The sequence below is a fragment of the Pseudomonadota bacterium genome (assembly GCA_016195085.1).
Lineage (GTDB): Bacteria > Pseudomonadota > Alphaproteobacteria > SHVZ01 > SHVZ01 > JACQAG01.
In genome coordinates, this window is record JACQAG010000018.1 from 105,587 (window position 1) to 122,207 (window position 16,621).

Consider the following 16,621-nt stretch of genomic DNA (forward strand, 5'->3'; position numbering starts at 1 on the left):
CATTTTCCATGCCAAACTTGGCAAAATAGCCGGGCCGGATGGGGGTTTCACGCAATCGGTGGAAAGTCATGCGCCAGATACGAAGGAAAGCGAAAGCGGCGGAAACGGCGGCACCCGCGTCGCTCGACGCCATCGACCGCAAGATCCTGAACGCGCTCCAGGACGACAACCAGCTGACCAATCTCAAGCTCGCCGACCGGGTCGGGCTGTCGGCGCCGGCCTGCCTCAGGCGCGTCCGGCGCCTGCGCACGGCAGGCGTCATCATCAAGGACGTGGCGCTGGTCGATCCGGCCAAGGTCGGCCAGACGGTGATCGCCTTCGTCGGGGTCGAGCTCGACCGCCAGCGCGAGGACGTGCTCGCCAGCTTCGAGGCGAAGATCGCCAAGGAGCCGCAGGTGCAGCAGTGCTACTTCGTCTCCGGCGAGATCGACTATCTCCTGGTCGTCGCCTGCAAGGACATCGACAGCTACAACGCCTTTGCCCGCCGGGTGCTGGCGAACGAGCACAACATCAAGTGCTTCCGCACCAGCTTCAACCTCGCCCGGATCAAGGCGGAGACCAAGATCCCGCTGGAGGCGTGAGCCTCTTCCCGCTTGCGGTCAGTGGCGGAAGTCGGGCTCTTCCTTGTCGAGCACGCGCTTCATCGCGGCGATGAGCTTCCTCGAATAGTTCCCGCCATCCGTCTCGACGACGTTCATTACGCTTGTAACAACCGCCGGTGCGACCGGCTGCAGCTCCCGTCCGGTTTGCATCGCCAGCAATTGCCAGCGGCAGAGATCCTCCAGGGAATTCAGCCGCATGAACGCTTCCGCCGCCGTGTCGCCGACGACCAGCGGGCCGTGGTTGCGCATCATGATGGTGTGGCAGTCGCCGAGGATGGCGGCGACCCGGAGGCCTTCCTCGTAGCTGAGCGCCACGCCGGAATAGACCTCGTCATAGGCGGTGCGTCCGACATAGCCGAGCGCGCTTTGATGCACCGGCTCGATCCGCGCCCCTTTGATGAGACAGAGCGCGGTTGCGTTCGGCATGTGGGTGTGCAGCACGCATTTCGCCGCTTTGTTGGCGCGGTGGATCGGGGCGTGCAGATAGAAGGCGGTCGCCTCGACCGTGTGCTCGCCCTCGATCACCTTGCCGTCGAGATCGCAGACGACCAGGTTGGAGGCCGTCACCTCCGACCAGTAGAGCCCTTCCGGCGTCACCAGGAAATGCTCCTCCGAGCCCGGCACCATCAGGCTGAAATGATTGCCGACGCCCGATTGGTAGCCCAGCCGATAGGCCCAGCGGCAAATGGCGGCGAGATCGGTGCGCGCCTCGAAGAGTTCGTCGTTCCGTCGCATGGACTGCTCACTTCCTTTCTTTGCCGCCGAGGCCAAGCACGTAGCCGGCGATGGCCGAGAGATCGCGGTCGCGACCGGGATAGCCGATGAGCTGCACGCCCAGAGGCATCTTGTCGACCATGAGCAAAGGCAGCGAGAGCGCCGGCGTGCGCAAGGCCGAGCCCGGCAGGTTGAAGATGGCGTTGCCGGTCGACGCGAGGCCCAGGGGTGCTATGCCGGGAGCCGCCAGCGTGATGCAGGCATCGACGTCGCCCGTCAGCGACTGCAGCATCGAGCGCATATGCTCGCGCCGGCGCAGGAGCGCTGCATAGGCATCGGGGGTCATGGCGCGGCCATCGGCGATCGCCTTGCGCAAGCCCGGGCTGAGGCCGGCTCCGGCGCGATGATCCAATTCGGCAAAGGGCCAGAGCTTCTCCCAGTCATTGATGCCTTGCGAGATTTCCATCGCATCGGCGAGCGCCCGCTCGAGCTGCTCCACCCGCCGCGAGGTCCGGCGGTTGACGAGGCTGACGCCGGCCTCCGTCAGCTTGGGCAGGAAGGCCTCGAACGCGACTTTGGCGCCGGCATCCGCCACCGCCCAGCCGGCGGTCTCCAGGACCGCCAGCACGTCGGGCCGGCGCGGCCCCGCCGGCGCCGCACCGCCGGCGAAGGCGGGGAAGCCCGGATCGCCGCCGACGCGGAGCGCGATCTCGTGGCAGACCGCCCAGGCATCCTCGATTGTGCGGGAGAGCGTGCCGAGGCAGTTCTGGCTGAAATTGTCGCTCGATCCGCCGCGGTTGAGCGCCCCGAAGGTCGGCTTGAAGCCGACGATGCCGCAAAAGCTGGCGGGGCGAAGGACCGAGCCGCCGACCTGGGTCCCGAGTGCGACGGGCACCATGCCGGCGGCAACGCACGCGGCCGAGCCCGAGGAGGAGCCGCCGGGCGTGCGCTTGGGGTCGTGGGGGTTGGTGGTCGGCCCCGGGGGTGCGCCGGCGAACTCGGTGGTGACCGCCTTGCCGACGATCACCGCACCCGCCTGGCGGAGAGCATAGGCCGCCGCCGAGTCGCGCCCGCCGTTCCAGCCTTTGAACACCGAGCTGCCGAATTCGGTCGGCAGATCCAGCGTTTCGATGATGTCCTTGATCGCGACCGGCATGCCGTCGATGAGCGAGAGCGGCTTGCCGGCCCGGTAGCGCTCGCTTGCGGCGTCGGCCGCACGCTTGGCGCCCTCGGGGTTGATCGCGACGAAGGCCTTGACCGTCGGCTCACGCTCCTCGATGCGCTTCAAGCAGGCTTCGAGGAATTCACGTGGAGATTGCCGGCCGGTGCTAAAGCGCTCACGTGCCCGGCCGAAGCTGAGATCCGTCATTTATTTGGCCGCCCCCTGTCGCCGCTGCGGCCGCCCGCGAAGATAGAGAGCGGCGGGCGCAACTGCACAGGAGGAGATGGCGGCTGTCAATAAGGGGCGGGCGTCTTAGCGCGGGTAGAGCCCATCCTCCCGCGCGCGCACGCGGATGAGCGCCGCCAACAGCGCCAGGGTCGGCATGGGGACGCCGGCGGAGGCCGCCAGCTCGAGCGGGACGGTGTAGAGCGCGTCGATCTCCATGGGCCGGCAGGCGGCGAGGTCCTGCAGCACGCTCGGGCGGTGGCCGAGCTTCAGGTTGGTGGCGACCACCCGCTCCACGTCGAACTCGATGGCGCAGCCCATGGCCTGGATCAGCGCCAAGGTCTCGCCCATCACCCGGCGCGAGGTCTCGATCAGCACTGGCTCCTCATAGGTGGCGCGCACCGGCGAGCGGGTCAGCACGCACATGGGTCCGGCGCTGAGGTTGAAGGCGACCTTCTCCCAGATCATGTTGCGGATGGTCGGGGTCACGGTGATCGGCAAGCCGGCGGCGCGAAACGCCTCGGCGAGCGCCTCCAGCCCGGGCGTCGTGCTGCCGTCGGGCCGGCCGAGGAAGGTGCCCCGGGTATTGCCGCTCACCATTTTGATATGACCCGGGGCCGGCACCGAGCTCGCCGGCCAGATGACCCCGCCGACCAGCCGCTCGGCCCCGATCGCGGCCCGCAGACGGTCGCCCGGATCGAGGCGCGCCAGGCTCTTGCCGTCATCGGGCCCGCCCCGCCCGAGGAAGTACCACCAGGGGATGCCGTTGGTGAGAAAGGCGACCGGTGTATCGGGCCCGAGCAACGGCCCGATGGAGTCTGCGACCGAAGGCAAGGAGGGCGCCTTGACGGTGACGATCACCGCATCCTGGATTCCGAGCCGGGTCGGATCGTCGCTGGCCGGAAGGCGGGCATGGATTGAGCTGCCGTCGGCCAGCTCGACCGTGAGCCCGCGCTCCTGGATCGCCTTCAGGTGAGCCCCACGGGCGACCACCGACACAGCGGCCCCGGAGCGATGCAGGAAGCCAGCCAAATAGCCGCCGATGGCGCCGGCGCCGAAAATGCAGATTTTCACGGTAGGGGTCCCCTCGACGAACAACGAGTCTCGCGTCGCATCAGCATCCGGATCTCCAAGAGCGGCGCAAGAGGATTCCGCTCGAGCGCCCGCTCCCCAAACAATATTTCCGATAAGGCCGCGCGGCCCATGCATACATTTGCTACAATGCCGCCGCTGCTATGAAGAGAAACGCTCCTGCCTGAAATCCTCAATTCGCTTGCCGATCGCGCCGCCGGCTCATGGCGGGAGTTGGTGCGGCCCTACGCCAGGCCCAGCACGCGGCAGGGCGTCATCCAGCTCCTGAGCACCGCCGCGCCGTTCCTCGGCCTTACCGCAGCGATCATCGGCGGGCTCGACCATGGCGTCTGGGCCGCATCCATGCTGGCGGTGCCGGCGGCGGCGTTTCTGGTGCGGCTCTTCATGATCCAGCACGATTGCGGCCATGGGTCGTATTTCCGATCGCGCTGGGCCAACGATCTCCTTGGCAGCGTACTGGGCGTGCTGACCTTGACCCCGTATGCGTTCTGGCGCCACCGCCACGCGGTGCATCACGCGACCTCCGGCAATCTCGATCGTCGCGGCACCGGCGACATCGCCACCCTGACGGTTCGCGAATACGTATCGAGCCCGCCATGGCGCCGGCTGGTCTACCGTCTGTATCGCCACCCGCTCATCCTGTTCGCGCTCGGCCCGATCTATCTGTTTCTCCTCCGCTACCGGATCCCGACGGGAAGCCCGGTTCGCGAATGGCGCTCATGGTCGAGCGTGCTCGGCACGGACGCGGCCCTGGCGGGCGTTAGCGTGCTCCTCGCCTGGACGGTCGGGTTGGGCCCGTTCCTCTCGGGCTATCTTCCGGTCATCATCCTTGCCGCGGTGGCGGGTGTTTGGCTGTTCTATGTCCAGCATCAGTTCGAGCACGCCTACTGGGAAACCGGGTCGCGCTGGAGCTATCACGCAGCGGCTCTCGAAGGCTCCTCCCTCTATGATCTACCCCGCCTGCTGCACTGGCTCACCTGCCATATCGGGTTCCATCACATCCATCACCTGTCGAGCAAGATTCCCAACTATCGCCTGCGCGCCTGCTTCGAGCAAAATCCGGCGTTTCACCGGGTTGAAAGAGTCTCGCTCAGGCAGAGCCTCAGATGCGCGCGGCTTGCGCTCTGGGACGAGGACCTGAAACGGCTCGTCTCGTTCCGGCAGGTTCGCGCCCAAGGCTGAGCCGCCACGCCGGTCCGGACGAGAAGCCGATCCCAGGCCGGGCCCTCCGCCGCTAGTGTGATGATTCCGAAGTTCGTCGGCGAACTTCGGAATCATCACACTAGATTCAATAGATTGGTGGCCCGCTTATCCCTGAAATTCGCGGACGAATTTCAGGGGCGGAACACTTGGGCCGGACGCACCGATTAAAGACTCGTTCATACTTTTGCATAGTCGCTTCACCGTCGGTCTCCGCCGACAATGCGCGCAAGGCGGGATCGGATGCTCCATCCTTTGGGATTCGGGGCACGCGCTTGCCGCGAGCGCCCGAAGGAGGAACCGATGGCGGGGAAGACCGAGGAGGCACCGGCGCCGATGAGCCGAAGGGTGAGCTGCGCCGAGCGCAAGCTCTTGGATGTGCTCGCGATCACCAACGACGTCTATGTCGAGCTCGACCGCGAGCGCACCATCGTCGATGTCTCGCCTCGGGTGGAGCAGCTCATTGGCGTTCGGCCGGATCAGATCATCGGCCGCAAATCCGCCGACCTGCCGGATCCCTCGCTCGACGACGACGGGGTTCTGGCGTTCCGGCACGCCTTCGAGCGGCGGGTGCCGTTCCGCGATCTGGTCGTGCCCATCGTGCTGCCCGGGAGCAAGCATTTCTGGATCCGCATGAGCGGCGTTCCGGTGTTTGATGAGGACATGCACGGGACCCGCACGGACGCCCATGAGCCGGCGGGAGACGAGGCGTTTCGGGGCTTTCGCTGCATGGCCTCCGACGTCACCTCCTTCGAGCTCGCTCGCCTGCGCCTGGCGCAGCAGGAACGCATGCTGGCGATGGGCCAGCTCGTGGGCGGTATTGCCCACGATTTCAACAATCTCCTGGCCGCGATCATCGGCTTTTCCGCCCTGTTGCAGGAAGACCTTAGGGGCGATGCAGCCAAGCACGGGCTGCTCGAGCGCATCATCCAGGCCGGTCACGGGGCCAAGGAGCTGATCGAGCGGCTGCTGTCCTTCGCACGGCGGAGCAATGCGGCACCGGAGCGGCTGCGCCTTGCCGACGTCGTGAACGAGGTTCTCTTGCGCGCCCATTCCGCCGTTCCCGCGGTGCTGCGCATCAAGACGCGGATCGACATTTCGAACGAAGCCGTGGTGATCGCGCATTCGGAGCTGATCGAGCTCGTCGCCAATCTCTGCGCCAATGCCGGCGATGCCTATCGGTCGGCTAGCGCGCGCGATGAGGCGGCGACCATCCAGCTCTCGATCGGCCGGGCGCCGCCGGAGTGCTCGACCTACCGGTTGCTCGCGAAGTCGGCGCTGACCTCGCCGGAGCGGGTGTCCGTCACCTCCCCCATCGATGGAACGCAGCGGATCTTCGTGAGCCATCTCGATCCGGCTCGCTCTTATGTCCGGCTCATGGTCGCCGACGCGGGATGCGGCATCGCGCCGGAGATTCTGCCGAGGGTGTTCGATCCGTATTTCACCACCAAGGATGTGGGCCAGGGTTCCGGGCTCGGCTTTTCGGTCGTGCATGGAATCGTGCTGGCCGCCGGCGGAGCCCTGTGCCTGACGACGGCCAGGGGCAAGGGGACCACGGTCGAAGTGTTTCTGCCGGTCGCGGAGCCGGATGCGGCTGCCGCAACGCCGCAAATCGCCAACGCCAGCGCCACCGCGCGCGTGCTCATGGCCGAGGACCGCCTCGAAGTGGGCGAGCTCAACGCCATGGCCCTCGAGCGCGCCGGCATGACGGTACGCCTCTACGGCAATGGCAAGGACGCTTGGAAGGCGTTCGCGGCGGATCCCGATGCATGGGATGTGGTCTTTGCCGACCAAGGCATGGCCGATCTCAAGGGAATCGACCTCGTTCATCGGGTGAAAGGGCTCCGACCCGCGACGCCTTGCGTGATCTATAGCGGTTCCAGCGACATGCTCTCGGAAGCCGCCGCGCGCCGGGCCGGCGTGGACGCCTATCTACGCAAGCCCGTCCTGCCCGGCGTCTTGCAGGCCGAGGTGGCGAGACTCATCGCCCGCAAACGCCGGTTGAACTAACGCGCGTTCCTGTTAGAAGACCGTCATGCGCGGGCTTGACCCGCGCATCCACGTCTTCCATCGAGCAGCTGCAGGACGTGGATGGCCGTGACAAGCACGGCCATGACGATTCAAAGTTGCGCGGGATTAGCAATGGCGCAAGGCCCGCCACGCCCGCCGCCCGCCTCATGAGGCGAGCATGCGCCTGACGCGCTCGGCCAGCTCTTCCGGCTTGTACGGCTTGCGCAGCACGCCGCTCACCCCCTGCGGCAGCTCGTGATCGTCGATGTGCTCGGCGGAATAGCCGGTGCACAGCAGCACCGGCAGGTTGCGGCGAACCATGGCCATCTGCTCGGCCAGCATGACCCCGGTGATGCCGGGCATGGTTTGGTCGGTCACCACCAGATCGACGGTCTCCGGATCCCGCTTCAACCGGTCCACCGCAAGCAGCGAATCGGTGAACCGCTCGACCACGTAGCCTTGATCGGTCAGCGTCATTTCCATGAGCCGGGCCAGCGATTGCTCATCATCGACCACCACGATGCGGGCACCCTTGCGCACATCCTTCTTCGAGGTCGCCCGCGCCTCGGCCGCCACCGCGGCCCCGTCGCCTGGAGCGACGATCTCGGTCTCGCTCGCGGCATGCAGGAACAAGGAGAAGGTCGTGCCGTGTCCCGGCCGGGAGCGAACGTGAATGGCGCCGCCATGGCTGTCCATGATGCTGGCAACCGAGGCCAGGCCGAGGCCGGTGCCCACACCCTTGGGCTTGGTCGTGAAGAACGTCTCGAAGATCCGCGACATCTTCTCCTGGTCCATGCCGCTGCCGTCGTCGCTGACGTCGATCCTGACATAGGGGCCGGGGGCGATGACGCCCCGCCACACATGCACCCAGCCGGTGTCGTCCACCGCCACCGTGTTCTGGTTTTCCGGCTTTCCCGCGCCCTCGGCCCGCAGAACCTCGGCGCGCCGCCCGTCCGTGCGCACCGTCTGCACCCTAACCCTGATCCGACCGGGGCGGCCGCCTAGCGCATAGGCCCCGTTGAGGCAGAGGTTCAAGAGAACCTGCTCCAAGGTCACCCGGTCGTGGCGCGCCACCGACACCGACTCGGCCCCCTCGACCTCGAGCGCCACCGATGACGGGAGCGCGATGGCGATCAATTTCCTGGCCTCGCGCACCGTCGTCATGATGTCGCCGACCGCGCTCTCGCCCTTCCGCGCCTTCACGAACTCCGTCAGGTTCTGGACGATCCGCTGGCCGCGCGTCGCGCCATCGACGATGTCCCGGTGCGTCTTGGCGACCAGCACGGCGGCATCCACCACCTGCATGATCACCCGCATCGTTTCGGGATCCCGCGCCTGCAGCTTCTCCGGCATCGCCATCAGGAGATCCAGCTGCACCTTGCTCAGCGAGGCGAAGCCCATGATCGCGGTCAAGAGATTGTTGAAGTCGTGGGCGACGGTGCCGACGATGGCGCCGATGGCGTCGCTCTTCTGCGTCTGCAGAACCCGCTCCTGGAGCGCCAGCTTGTCGCGTTCCTGGCGCCGCCGCTCCGTCGTGTCGGAGACCCACAGGAGCTCGCTGCCGCCGCCGACCTTGAGCACCTGGAAGCGGACCGAGCGGCCATCGGCGAGCGTGCGTTCCATCGCCCGCTCCGCGGTCGTCTCCATGTCCACGACCGCCGCCGGTTCGAGGCCGAAGCGACGCAAGAGACCTTCGATCGTCCTTCCTTGGAGGGCCTCGGCCTCCCGAGCGGCCGCCGCCGCCAGGCCGCAGAGGCGAAGGAAGCCCCGGTTCCAGAACACCGCGCCCAGCTCCTCCGCCAAGATCACCAAGCCGTCGGGAATGGTGTCCATGACGGCTCGCAGCATGTCGGCGCGATCCTTGATCTCGGTGAAGTCGCTGAGAAACAGGAAGAAGCCGCCATCATGGGTATTGGTTCTGCTGACCCGGACCCAGCGTCCGTCGACGAGCTGCACCTCGCCCCCATGCTCCAAGATCTCCCCGCCCGCCCCGGATGCGGCGGGTTGGAGGGCGCCGTCATCACCCTTGAGGCAGGCGCGCATCGCCGCGAACGCCGTATCGAATTCGGCACCCTCGAAGAAATTCGGCTCCACCGATGGAAAGAACGCCACCATCTGGCTGTTGGCGATGACGATGCGGCCCTCGGCGTCGACCAGCACCATGCCCTCATGCGAGCTCTCGAGCGCATCGATGAGGCGGTTCTGCGCGGACCGGCGCTGGGCCGTCTCGCGCTCCATCATGATGCGGATATTGTCCTGCATCACCGTCATCGAGCGGAGCAGGATGCCGGTTTCATCCATGCCGCCGACCGGAATCGGCGTGCGGAGCTCGCCGCCGGCGATGCGGTCGGCGATTTTGGCCGCCTCCGACAACGGCCGGATGATGCGGCCGGCGAGCAGCATCGTGATCGCCGCCCCGAACAAGAGGGCAAGCAGCAAGGCGCCGATGCTGATGTACTTGAAGCGGGCGATCGCGGAGATGCCTTGGCGCCGCTCGACGAAGGCGTGCTCGGCGGTGAGCTCGGTCAGGAGGTCGAAGCGATTGATGATCATTTCCGCCAGGTGGTCGAGCTCAGGCTCGCTGCCCGCTTCGCCCCGGCTCTCGCGCATTCCCATCCATTCGGCCGCCAGCCGCCTAATCTCCCAGATGATGCTGCGCTCCTGGTCGGACAAGGCGCGTTCCTCGGCGACGGCCAGGTCGCCGGCGAAGTTTCGCGCCAGCTCCTCGACATGGCGATCGATCTCGGGCCTGGCGCTGTCGGGAACCGCGCTGCGGCGGAGCAGCTCCTTGTCCATCTCGGTGAAGACCTGGCTCGCCGAGCGCGCGTAGTTGAGCGCCATCAACGGCCGGTCGTAGGTGTAGGCAACGATGTCGCCGGCTTCCGAGAGCACGTAGATGCCATAGACGCCGAGCATGCCCAGCATGAGCGCCATGGCGACGAAGGCCGCGAAGATCTTCGCGCCGATTGAGCCTTTGAGCTTGATGGCGGGGAACGGCATCTTGGACGAGTTCGCTACCCCTTCTTGACGCCCGGCAAAGGCGCTTCTTCTTGAGGGAGCCGACTTTACGCCCGAGACGGCCGCCTACAAAGGGGCCGGGGCGTCAGACCGCCGGCGCCACCGCGAGGCCGCGCACCTGGTGGCGCTCGATCAGGCGTTGGACCAGGCCGGAGGCCTTCGCCTCCTCGACGAAGCGGCGGAGGAAGGCCGCGCCCTTCTCGTTCGCCTTCACCGTGCCGATCGCCTGCTGCACCGCGGTGAAGCGTCCATCGAGAATGCGCGCACCGGGCAGCTTGCCGATGTCCGCCATGAGCCCGGGCTTGAGACCGGCCAGAGCGTCGAGCCTCTCGGCCACGAACAGCTTGGTCGCCGCCTCCAGGCTGGGGGCCCGCACCAGCTCGGCATGTGCGAGGTTGCGGGTGAGAAAGAGGTCATAGGCGCTCCTGGAAGCGACCGCGATGCGGTGGCCCGGGCGGTCGACCTCGGCGATGCTGTGCAAGGGCGAGCCCGCCGGCACCAGATATGTGGCCTCGATCTCGACATAGGCCGGGCTGAAGGCGATCGCCTCCGCCCGCGCCGGCTCGACTGCGATCAGGCCGATGTCCCAGACATTCTTCCCGGCCGCGTCGGCGAGCTCGCCCGGCCGCTGGAACGGCACATAGACGACCGGCACGCCCAGGCGCCTTGCGGCCTCGCTTGCCAGGTCGGGCGACACGCCCTCGGGATCGCCCGCCGGGCTCTTCCCGGTCACCAGCAGGAAATTGGAGAGGTTGATCCCCGCCCGCAACACACCGGTGGGGGCTAGCTCGGCGATGACGTCCTGCATGGGATGGGTCCGGCGATGATGGGCGAGGCTGAAGGTCCGATCCCGGACCCGGGCGGACACTAGAGCAGCATCGGGGCGGATGGAATCGCTTTGCGATATCATCGGGCCCTATGAAGCTGCTCTACTCTTTGAAAGATAGGGCAATTTCGCCCCTCTCGCAGCGGGAAGGACCGCGATGCCATCGAGTCCTGGCCGCATTCTGACGACCCATGTCGGTAGCTTGCCGCGGCCGCAGGAGCTGACCGACATGCTGTTTCGCCGCGCCGCCGACGAGCCGGTCGACCCAACTCGGTTCGAGGCGACGGTCGCCGAAGCGGTCATGGATGCCGTCCGCCGCCAGAAGCGGGCGAGCATCGATATCCCGAGCGACGGCGAGATGAGCAAGATCAGCTACGCCACCTATGTCTCAGAACGCTTGACCGGGTTTTCCGGCGACAGCCCAAGGCGGGTGCCCGCCGATCTCCTGGAGGTTCCCCGCTACATGAAGCGCCTGGCCGCAACCGGCGGCACGCCCAGCTTGCCGCGCCCCTGCTGCACCGGCGCCATAGAGGTCCGCACCACGGAGCCGCTCGAGGCCGATCTCAGCCGGTTCGCCCAGGCCTTGCAGGCGAACGGCTACACGCAAGGCTTCATGAACGCCGCTGCACCGGGGGTGATCTCGCTGTTTCAGCCGAACCGCTACTACAAGAGCGACGATGCCTATCTGGAGGCGCTGTCGAAGGCCATGACCGCCGAGTATCGCCGCATCGTCGAAGCCGGCCTCTATCTCCAGATCGACAGCCCCGATCTCGGTGTCGGCCGGCACACCATGTATGCCGATCTCGAGGAGGACGAATTCATTCGCCGCTTGGGCGGCCATGTCGCGGCGCTCAACGCGGCCCTTGCCGGCATTCCGAAGGATCGGGTGCGCCTCCACCTCTGCTGGGGCAACTACGAGGGCCCGCACACACGCGATATCCCGCTCGCCCGCATCCTGCCGACGGTCCTCGAGATCCACGCCGGGGCGATCTCCTTCGAGGCCGCCAATCCTCGCCACGCTCATGAATGGGTGGTCTTCCGCGAGACCCGGCTGCCCGAGGACCGCATCCTCATCCCGGGCGTGATCGACAGCTCGACCAACTTCGTCGAGCATCCCGATCTGGTGGCCGAACGCCTCTGCCGCTTCGCCGATGTAGTCGGGCGCGAGCGGGTGATGGCCGGCACCGATTGCGGCTTCGCCACCGTGGCCGGCTGGGCCACCGTCGATCCGGACATTGTGTGGATGAAGCTGGAGGCGATGGCCGAGGGTGCGAGCCGCGCCTCGCGGATGCTGTGGAAGCATTGAGCTCGACGCGCACTTAGCCCCCACCCCGTCCCTCCCCCGCATCCGCGGGGGAGGGTGCCACGAGCGCGTCTTCACTCCCTCCCTCACGCGTAGCGTGGGGGAGGGCTGGGGTGGGGGCGACGCCGGCCTCAAGCCTCGATCGCAGCCCAGGTCTCTCCGGCCACGCGAGCCATGTTGCCGCCGAGAATCTTGGCGACGTCGGCTTCGCTGTATTGATGTGCGAGCAGCGCCTCCGTCAGCTCCGGCAGGCGCTCGGGCGGGATGGTCTCCAAATCGAGCGCGCCGTATTCGTTGCCGGGGGGCCACCATGCATTCTTGTCGAGGCCCGGCGGCGAGTCGTTGACGTGACGCTCGAACATGTAGTCGAGGCCGATGCCGACATGGTCGATGCCGATGCGCTCGACCACGTAGTCGACATGGCGGAGGAAGGTCTCGGTGGTGATGTCGTTGGCGCCGAGGAAGATGCCGATGCCGCTCAAGGCCACCACGCCGCCGGTCTTGGCACAGGCGCGGATCTGCTCGTCGGTGATGTTGCGCGCGTGGCCTTTGAGAGCTTTCGGGTTCGAATGGGAGAAGATGACGGGGCGGCTGGAGATCTCCATGACATCCATGCTGGTGCGGGTGCCGGAATGGGAGCAGTCCATCAGGAGGCCGATGCGGTTGATCTCCTCCACCACCTTGCGGCCCAAGAGAGTCAAGGGCATGTCGCTGCCATGGCAGCCGCCGGCGATCGAGTTGTCGCGGTTATAGGCCAAGTGAATCTGGCGCACGCCGAGATCGCGGTAGAGAGCGAGCATCATGAGGTCGTCGGCGAGCATGGTCGAGCCTTCGAGATCGAAGGCGACCGCGAGCTTCCCCTCGCGCTTCGCCCTTCGCACATCGGCGATGCTGCCGGCCAAGAGGAAGTGCTCTGAATGTGCCGCGAGCCAGGCGCGGAAGCCGGCGATCACTCGCATCACCTGCGGGATCGGATTGAAATCCATGCCGACATTGACCGAAACAAAGCTGGCCCCGGCCCGGCGGTGCCGCTCCAGCTCCGCCATGCTCTGCCCCGGCATCAAGGGCAGGCAGGCATGGGCATCCCAGACGATGCTCGCCTGGTGCAAGGCGCTGGCCTTCTCGGAGATTGGGGTGGTCATCGTCTCTAAGTCCCGTGCTTCGTTGCGAATGGCTCCGAGGATTGTGCGCGGCAGCGCGGCCGGGCGCAACGTGGGGCGCAGGAACCATTGTCACCTCTCCTTGGGGAGAGGTCGCGCGAAGCGCGGGTGAGGGGATTGTGCATCGGCCGGATGGGGCTACCCCTCACCCCAACCCTCTCCCCAAGGGAGAGGGAGAGGAGAGGCGGATCGATGCAATCTAGCCGGCTCGCGCCAGCACGATCCAGGCGCCGGTCTCCGCCGATTTGAAGAGGGCGTCGATCACCACCATGTTGGCGACCGCATCCTCGATCGGGAAGGGTGCGGCGATCTCGCCCTTGAAGATGCGCGCCGCCTCCTCGCCTTGGAAGGTGTACTGATCGCATACGGGGAACTCTTCGACTTCGGCCTTGCTGCCGTCGGCAGCACCGCCATCGACGGTGATGCGGCAGGGCCGGTCGGGGGGCGCGTTGAACGGGATCGCGACCTCGATGCGGCCGGTGGTGCCGAAGATCTGCACGCGCTGATACGGCACCATCTGGGTCGAGCAGGTGAAGGTCACCTGTCGGCCGCCGGGAAAGTCCATGAGCGCGCTCGAGAGCCGATCGGTGCGGAAGTTGGGATCGCGCTCGATGGTGGCGACCACGCGGGTCGGCTCGGCCTCCATGATGAAGCGCGCGGTCACCACCGCGTAGCAGCCGATGTCGTAGAGCCCGCCGCCGCCGATATCGGCCTGGTTGCGCACATTGGCGGGATCGACATTGTGATAGGCGAAGACCGTGCTGATGGCGCGCAATGCGCCGATGCGGCCCGCACGGACGAGCTCGCGGGCGCGCAGCCATTGCGGATGCTGGCGCACCATGAAGGCCTCCAGCACCTGGCGGCCGCTGGCGTCTCGCGCCCTGATCAAGGTCCCGGCCTCGGCGGCGTTGAGCGCAATCGGCTTCTCGCAGAGCACGTGCTTGCCCGCCGCCAGCGCCTTCAACGTCCAGGGCACGTGCAGATGGTTGGGCAGGGGATTGTAGACGGCGTCGATCTCGGGATCGGCCAGCAAGGCCTCGTAGCTGCCATAGCTTTTGGGGATGCCGAGCTTGGCCGCGACCTCGGCGGCCCGCGCCCGATCGCGCGAGGCCAGGCCCAGGATGCGGCCGCCTTTGCCCTGCTGCATCGCCGGGATCACCTTCACCACCCCGATCTTCGCCGTACTGAGCACGCCCCAGTTGATAGGGGTCATGGGCGGCACGGTTCAGGCGGCATGCGCAAAAGACCCTCACCCACCCGCGATGCGCGGGTCCCCCCTCTCCCGCATTGCGGGAGAGGGTCGGGGTGAGGGTCTTCGCATAGCGAGACTGTGTTCACGGCACTAAGCCGCTTCGGTCTTGCGCATGATGATGCCGAGGCGCTTGTCGATGATGCGCTTGTGAGCAGCGAAACCTGCCTCGGTGAAGTCTCCCTCAGGCCGGGGCTGCGGCTCGAAATGCCCGTAGCGGTCCTTGCCTCGGACCAGCATCGCCGTGTCGCCCTCGCCCTGGGTCTGGCGCACATGGGCGGGCACGTAGCGGATAACGAGGCCGATGCGGCGGTCCTTCGCCCGGTTCGGCCCCGAGCCATGGGCGATCTTGACGTGATGCAGCGACATCTGCCCCGGCTCGAGGGCCACATCCACGCATTTGGAGGCGTCCACCTCCACCAGCATCTCCTGGCCGCGGGAGAGCATGTTGTCGGCGGCAAAGGTGTCGCGATGCGGCGACAGCGCGCCGATATGCGAGCCGGTCATCACCTGCATGCAGCCGCTCTCCCTGGTGCTCGGGCTCAAGGCGACCCACGCGGTTAGGATCTCATAGGGCTCGAGCCCCCAATACTTCGCATCCTGATGCCAGGAGAAGAAGGAGGGCGCCGCGGGCTCCTTCGTTAGGAATGCGCATTCCCAGCAGAGAATGTCGGGACCGATCAGGCTCTCGACCGGGTCCAGGATGCGGGGCCGGCGGATGATGTCGTCGATGAAGCGCGCATAGAGATGCGCCATGGCGATGAGCGGCCGCTCCAAGGGATGCCCCAGCTTCGCCTCGAACCCCTCCAGCTTCGCCCGCGCGGAAGCGACCTCCGCTGGCTCCAGCACGTCGATGGGAAAGAGATAACCGTCGCGGTTGTAGCGGGCGACGTCGGCGGGGGAGAGTGCGGTGCTCATGGGCGCGAGATCTCCCGAGGGATGCGGGGCAAGGAATCTCTGTGGAGAGGAGTAGCCCTTTCCGCCCTATTGCGGCAAATTGGGCTCACCTCAAGGCGAGCATCGACTCAGAGACGGTGTGATGAAAGCGAGTTTGATCGTTATTCAAAACGACGCGGACCATGCCGAGGCTATGGCGCTGGTCGATCGGCTGATGGGATCGGACGATGCCGGAGACGGCGCGCGGCTGCTGGCCCAGGCGCGCTTGATCGAAGCCTATGAGCGCGCGCGTTGGCCCGCTGCGGACCTCGATCCCGTCGAGATCATCGCGGCGCACATGGAAAACGAGGGGTTGCGGGCGAAAGACCTGGCCGACGTGTTGGGTTCGCGGGCCCGCGCCTCGGAGATCCTCAAGCGTCGGCGGGCGCTGACCTTGCCGATGATTTGGAGATTGATGGAGCACTGGCACATGCCGGCGGCCGTGCTGATTCGGCCCTACCGTCTCGCGTCTCAGGTGCGGAAGCGCCAAGCGCGGGGAGCCCGTCGCCGCGCGACCGGCCCGACCGCCGTTGCCGCGCGCTACGATCGGCGGAGCGGTCGTGTGATCGTGAGCTTGAGCAGCGGCGTGGACGTCGTCTTCCCACCTAAGAAGGCGCAAGGGCTCGAAAGCGCAGAGCCGGCCGATTTGGACGCAATCGAAATCAGCCCATCCGGATTCGGGCTCCACTTCCCGAAGCTCGACGCCGATCTCTATCTACCCGCGCTCCTCGATGGATTGCTCGGATCGAGACGCTGGATGGCATCCCGACTTGGCCACAAAGGGCGCCAATCCTGCAGCGAGGCCAAGGCCGCAACCAGCCGCGCCAAGGGCCGGCTCGGCGGACGACCGCAGCGAGCGTCGCGCTAAGCTGAGGCGCGCAGCGGCGTGATCCGGGGAAAACCGATCCTGACCCAATTACCTCGCTGAGGGATCGGCGCACGCACCGCGCATTGGCCTAAGTCCGCCATCCGCTCTATAATTTTGGCTCATCAGGGAATCGAGTGGGCGAATTGAGGGGTTGAAGGCGACCCGAAGCCACGTGGATATTGGGTTTTTGGGGTGTCGCCAGGTGCTGGGGTTTGGCATGCTGGCGGCATGGGCAGATCAGCGAAGCCGGCGCGGC

Annotated in this window: 13 protein-coding genes; 5 read left to right on the plus strand and 8 right to left on the minus strand. The window is 66.6% G+C overall.

The window, feature by feature from the left end:
- Window positions 1-68: 68 nt before the first annotated feature.
- The gene (locus tag HY058_05230; protein ID MBI3496687.1) at window positions 69-581 is read left to right on the plus strand and encodes an Lrp/AsnC family transcriptional regulator; all 513 of its coding nucleotides are present in this window, start codon (window positions 69-71) and stop codon (window positions 579-581) included.
- An 18-nt stretch (window positions 582-599) separates the two neighbouring features.
- Here the strand turns inward: HY058_05230 and HY058_05235 are convergent, their stop codons facing one another.
- The 3 genes from HY058_05235 to HY058_05245 all read right to left on the minus strand — a co-directional run bounded on the left by HY058_05235 (window position 600) and on the right by HY058_05245 (window position 3,777).
- Entirely contained in the window at window positions 600-1,337 is a 738-nt protein-coding gene (locus tag HY058_05235) for an aldolase (GenBank protein ID MBI3496688.1), read from the minus strand.
- Between the two features lie 7 nt (window positions 1,338-1,344).
- Entirely contained in the window at window positions 1,345-2,685 is a 1,341-nt protein-coding gene (locus HY058_05240; GenBank protein ID MBI3496689.1) for an amidase, read from the minus strand.
- A 105-nt stretch (window positions 2,686-2,790) separates the two neighbouring features.
- The gene (locus tag HY058_05245; protein ID MBI3496690.1) at window positions 2,791-3,777 is read right to left on the minus strand and encodes a 2-dehydropantoate 2-reductase; all 987 of its coding nucleotides are present in this window, start codon (window positions 3,775-3,777) and stop codon (window positions 2,791-2,793) included.
- Window positions 3,778-3,963: 186 nt separating this feature from the next.
- Here HY058_05245 and HY058_05250 point away from each other — a divergent pair, with 186 nt between their 5' ends.
- Both HY058_05250 and HY058_05255 read left to right on the plus strand, forming a co-directional pair.
- Entirely contained in the window at window positions 3,964-4,977 is a 1,014-nt protein-coding gene (locus tag HY058_05250; protein ID MBI3496691.1) for a fatty acid desaturase, read from the plus strand.
- A 321-nt stretch (window positions 4,978-5,298) separates the two neighbouring features.
- Window positions 5,299-7,005, plus strand: a complete 1,707-nt coding sequence (locus tag HY058_05255) for a response regulator (GenBank protein ID MBI3496692.1) — start codon at window positions 5,299-5,301, stop codon at window positions 7,003-7,005.
- 165 nt (window positions 7,006-7,170) lie between these two features.
- Here the strand turns inward: HY058_05255 and HY058_05260 are convergent, their stop codons facing one another.
- Together HY058_05260 and HY058_05265 are read right to left on the minus strand one after the other, a co-directional pair.
- Window positions 7,171-10,005, minus strand: a complete 2,835-nt coding sequence (locus tag HY058_05260) for a response regulator (protein ID MBI3496693.1) — start codon at window positions 10,003-10,005, stop codon at window positions 7,171-7,173.
- 103 nt (window positions 10,006-10,108) lie between these two features.
- On the minus strand, window positions 10,109-10,831 hold the full coding sequence (locus HY058_05265; GenBank protein MBI3496694.1) for an ABC transporter substrate-binding protein: 723 nt from the start codon (window positions 10,829-10,831) through the stop codon (window positions 10,109-10,111).
- Between the two features lie 175 nt (window positions 10,832-11,006).
- Here HY058_05265 and HY058_05270 point away from each other — a divergent pair, with 175 nt between their 5' ends.
- Window positions 11,007-12,155, plus strand: coding sequence for a cobalamin-independent methionine synthase II family protein (locus tag HY058_05270; GenBank protein MBI3496695.1), 1,149 nt, complete (start codon window positions 11,007-11,009; stop codon window positions 12,153-12,155).
- Between the two features lie 128 nt (window positions 12,156-12,283).
- Here the strand turns inward: HY058_05270 and HY058_05275 are convergent, their stop codons facing one another.
- The 3 genes from HY058_05275 to HY058_05285 all read right to left on the minus strand — a co-directional run bounded on the left by HY058_05275 (window position 12,284) and on the right by HY058_05285 (window position 15,479).
- The gene (locus HY058_05275) at window positions 12,284-13,294 is read right to left on the minus strand and encodes a membrane dipeptidase (protein ID MBI3496696.1); all 1,011 of its coding nucleotides are present in this window, start codon (window positions 13,292-13,294) and stop codon (window positions 12,284-12,286) included.
- A gap of 217 nt (window positions 13,295-13,511) precedes the next feature.
- Window positions 13,512-14,525 carry a Gfo/Idh/MocA family oxidoreductase gene (locus HY058_05280; protein ID MBI3496697.1) on the minus strand — a complete coding sequence of 338 codons (1,014 nt, stop codon included), beginning with the start codon at window positions 14,523-14,525 and terminating at the stop codon, window positions 13,512-13,514.
- 129 nt (window positions 14,526-14,654) lie between these two features.
- On the minus strand, window positions 14,655-15,479 hold the full coding sequence (locus HY058_05285) for a phytanoyl-CoA dioxygenase family protein (GenBank protein MBI3496698.1): 825 nt from the start codon (window positions 15,477-15,479) through the stop codon (window positions 14,655-14,657).
- Window positions 15,480-15,927: 448 nt separating this feature from the next.
- Here HY058_05285 and HY058_05290 point away from each other — a divergent pair, with 448 nt between their 5' ends.
- Entirely contained in the window at window positions 15,928-16,365 is a 438-nt protein-coding gene (locus HY058_05290; protein MBI3496699.1) for a DUF2442 domain-containing protein, read from the plus strand.
- Window positions 16,366-16,621 lie beyond the last annotated feature (256 nt).

Bases quoted from the DNA above. Each gene is read 5' to 3' on its own strand.
- HY058_05230 (MBI3496687.1), top strand. From the start codon at position 69: ATGCGCCAGATACGAAGGAAAGCGAAAGCGGCGGAAACGGCGGCACCC.
- HY058_05235 (MBI3496688.1), bottom strand. From the start codon at position 1,337: ATGCGACGGAACGACGAACTCTTCGAGGCGCGCACCGATCTCGCCGCC.
- HY058_05240 (MBI3496689.1), bottom strand. From the start codon at position 2,685: ATGACGGATCTCAGCTTCGGCCGGGCACGTGAGCGCTTTAGCACCGGC.
- HY058_05255 (MBI3496692.1), top strand. From the start codon at position 5,299: ATGGCGGGGAAGACCGAGGAGGCACCGGCGCCGATGAGCCGAAGGGTG.
- HY058_05260 (MBI3496693.1), bottom strand. From the start codon at position 10,005: ATGCCGTTCCCCGCCATCAAGCTCAAAGGCTCAATCGGCGCGAAGATC.
- HY058_05265 (MBI3496694.1), bottom strand. From the start codon at position 10,831: ATGCAGGACGTCATCGCCGAGCTAGCCCCCACCGGTGTGTTGCGGGCG.
- HY058_05270 (MBI3496695.1), top strand. From the start codon at position 11,007: ATGCCATCGAGTCCTGGCCGCATTCTGACGACCCATGTCGGTAGCTTG.
- HY058_05275 (MBI3496696.1), bottom strand. From the start codon at position 13,294: ATGACCACCCCAATCTCCGAGAAGGCCAGCGCCTTGCACCAGGCGAGC.
- HY058_05280 (MBI3496697.1), bottom strand. From the start codon at position 14,525: ATGACCCCTATCAACTGGGGCGTGCTCAGTACGGCGAAGATCGGGGTG.
- HY058_05285 (MBI3496698.1), bottom strand. From the start codon at position 15,479: ATGAGCACCGCACTCTCCCCCGCCGACGTCGCCCGCTACAACCGCGAC.
- HY058_05290 (MBI3496699.1), top strand. From the start codon at position 15,928: ATGCCGGCGGCCGTGCTGATTCGGCCCTACCGTCTCGCGTCTCAGGTG.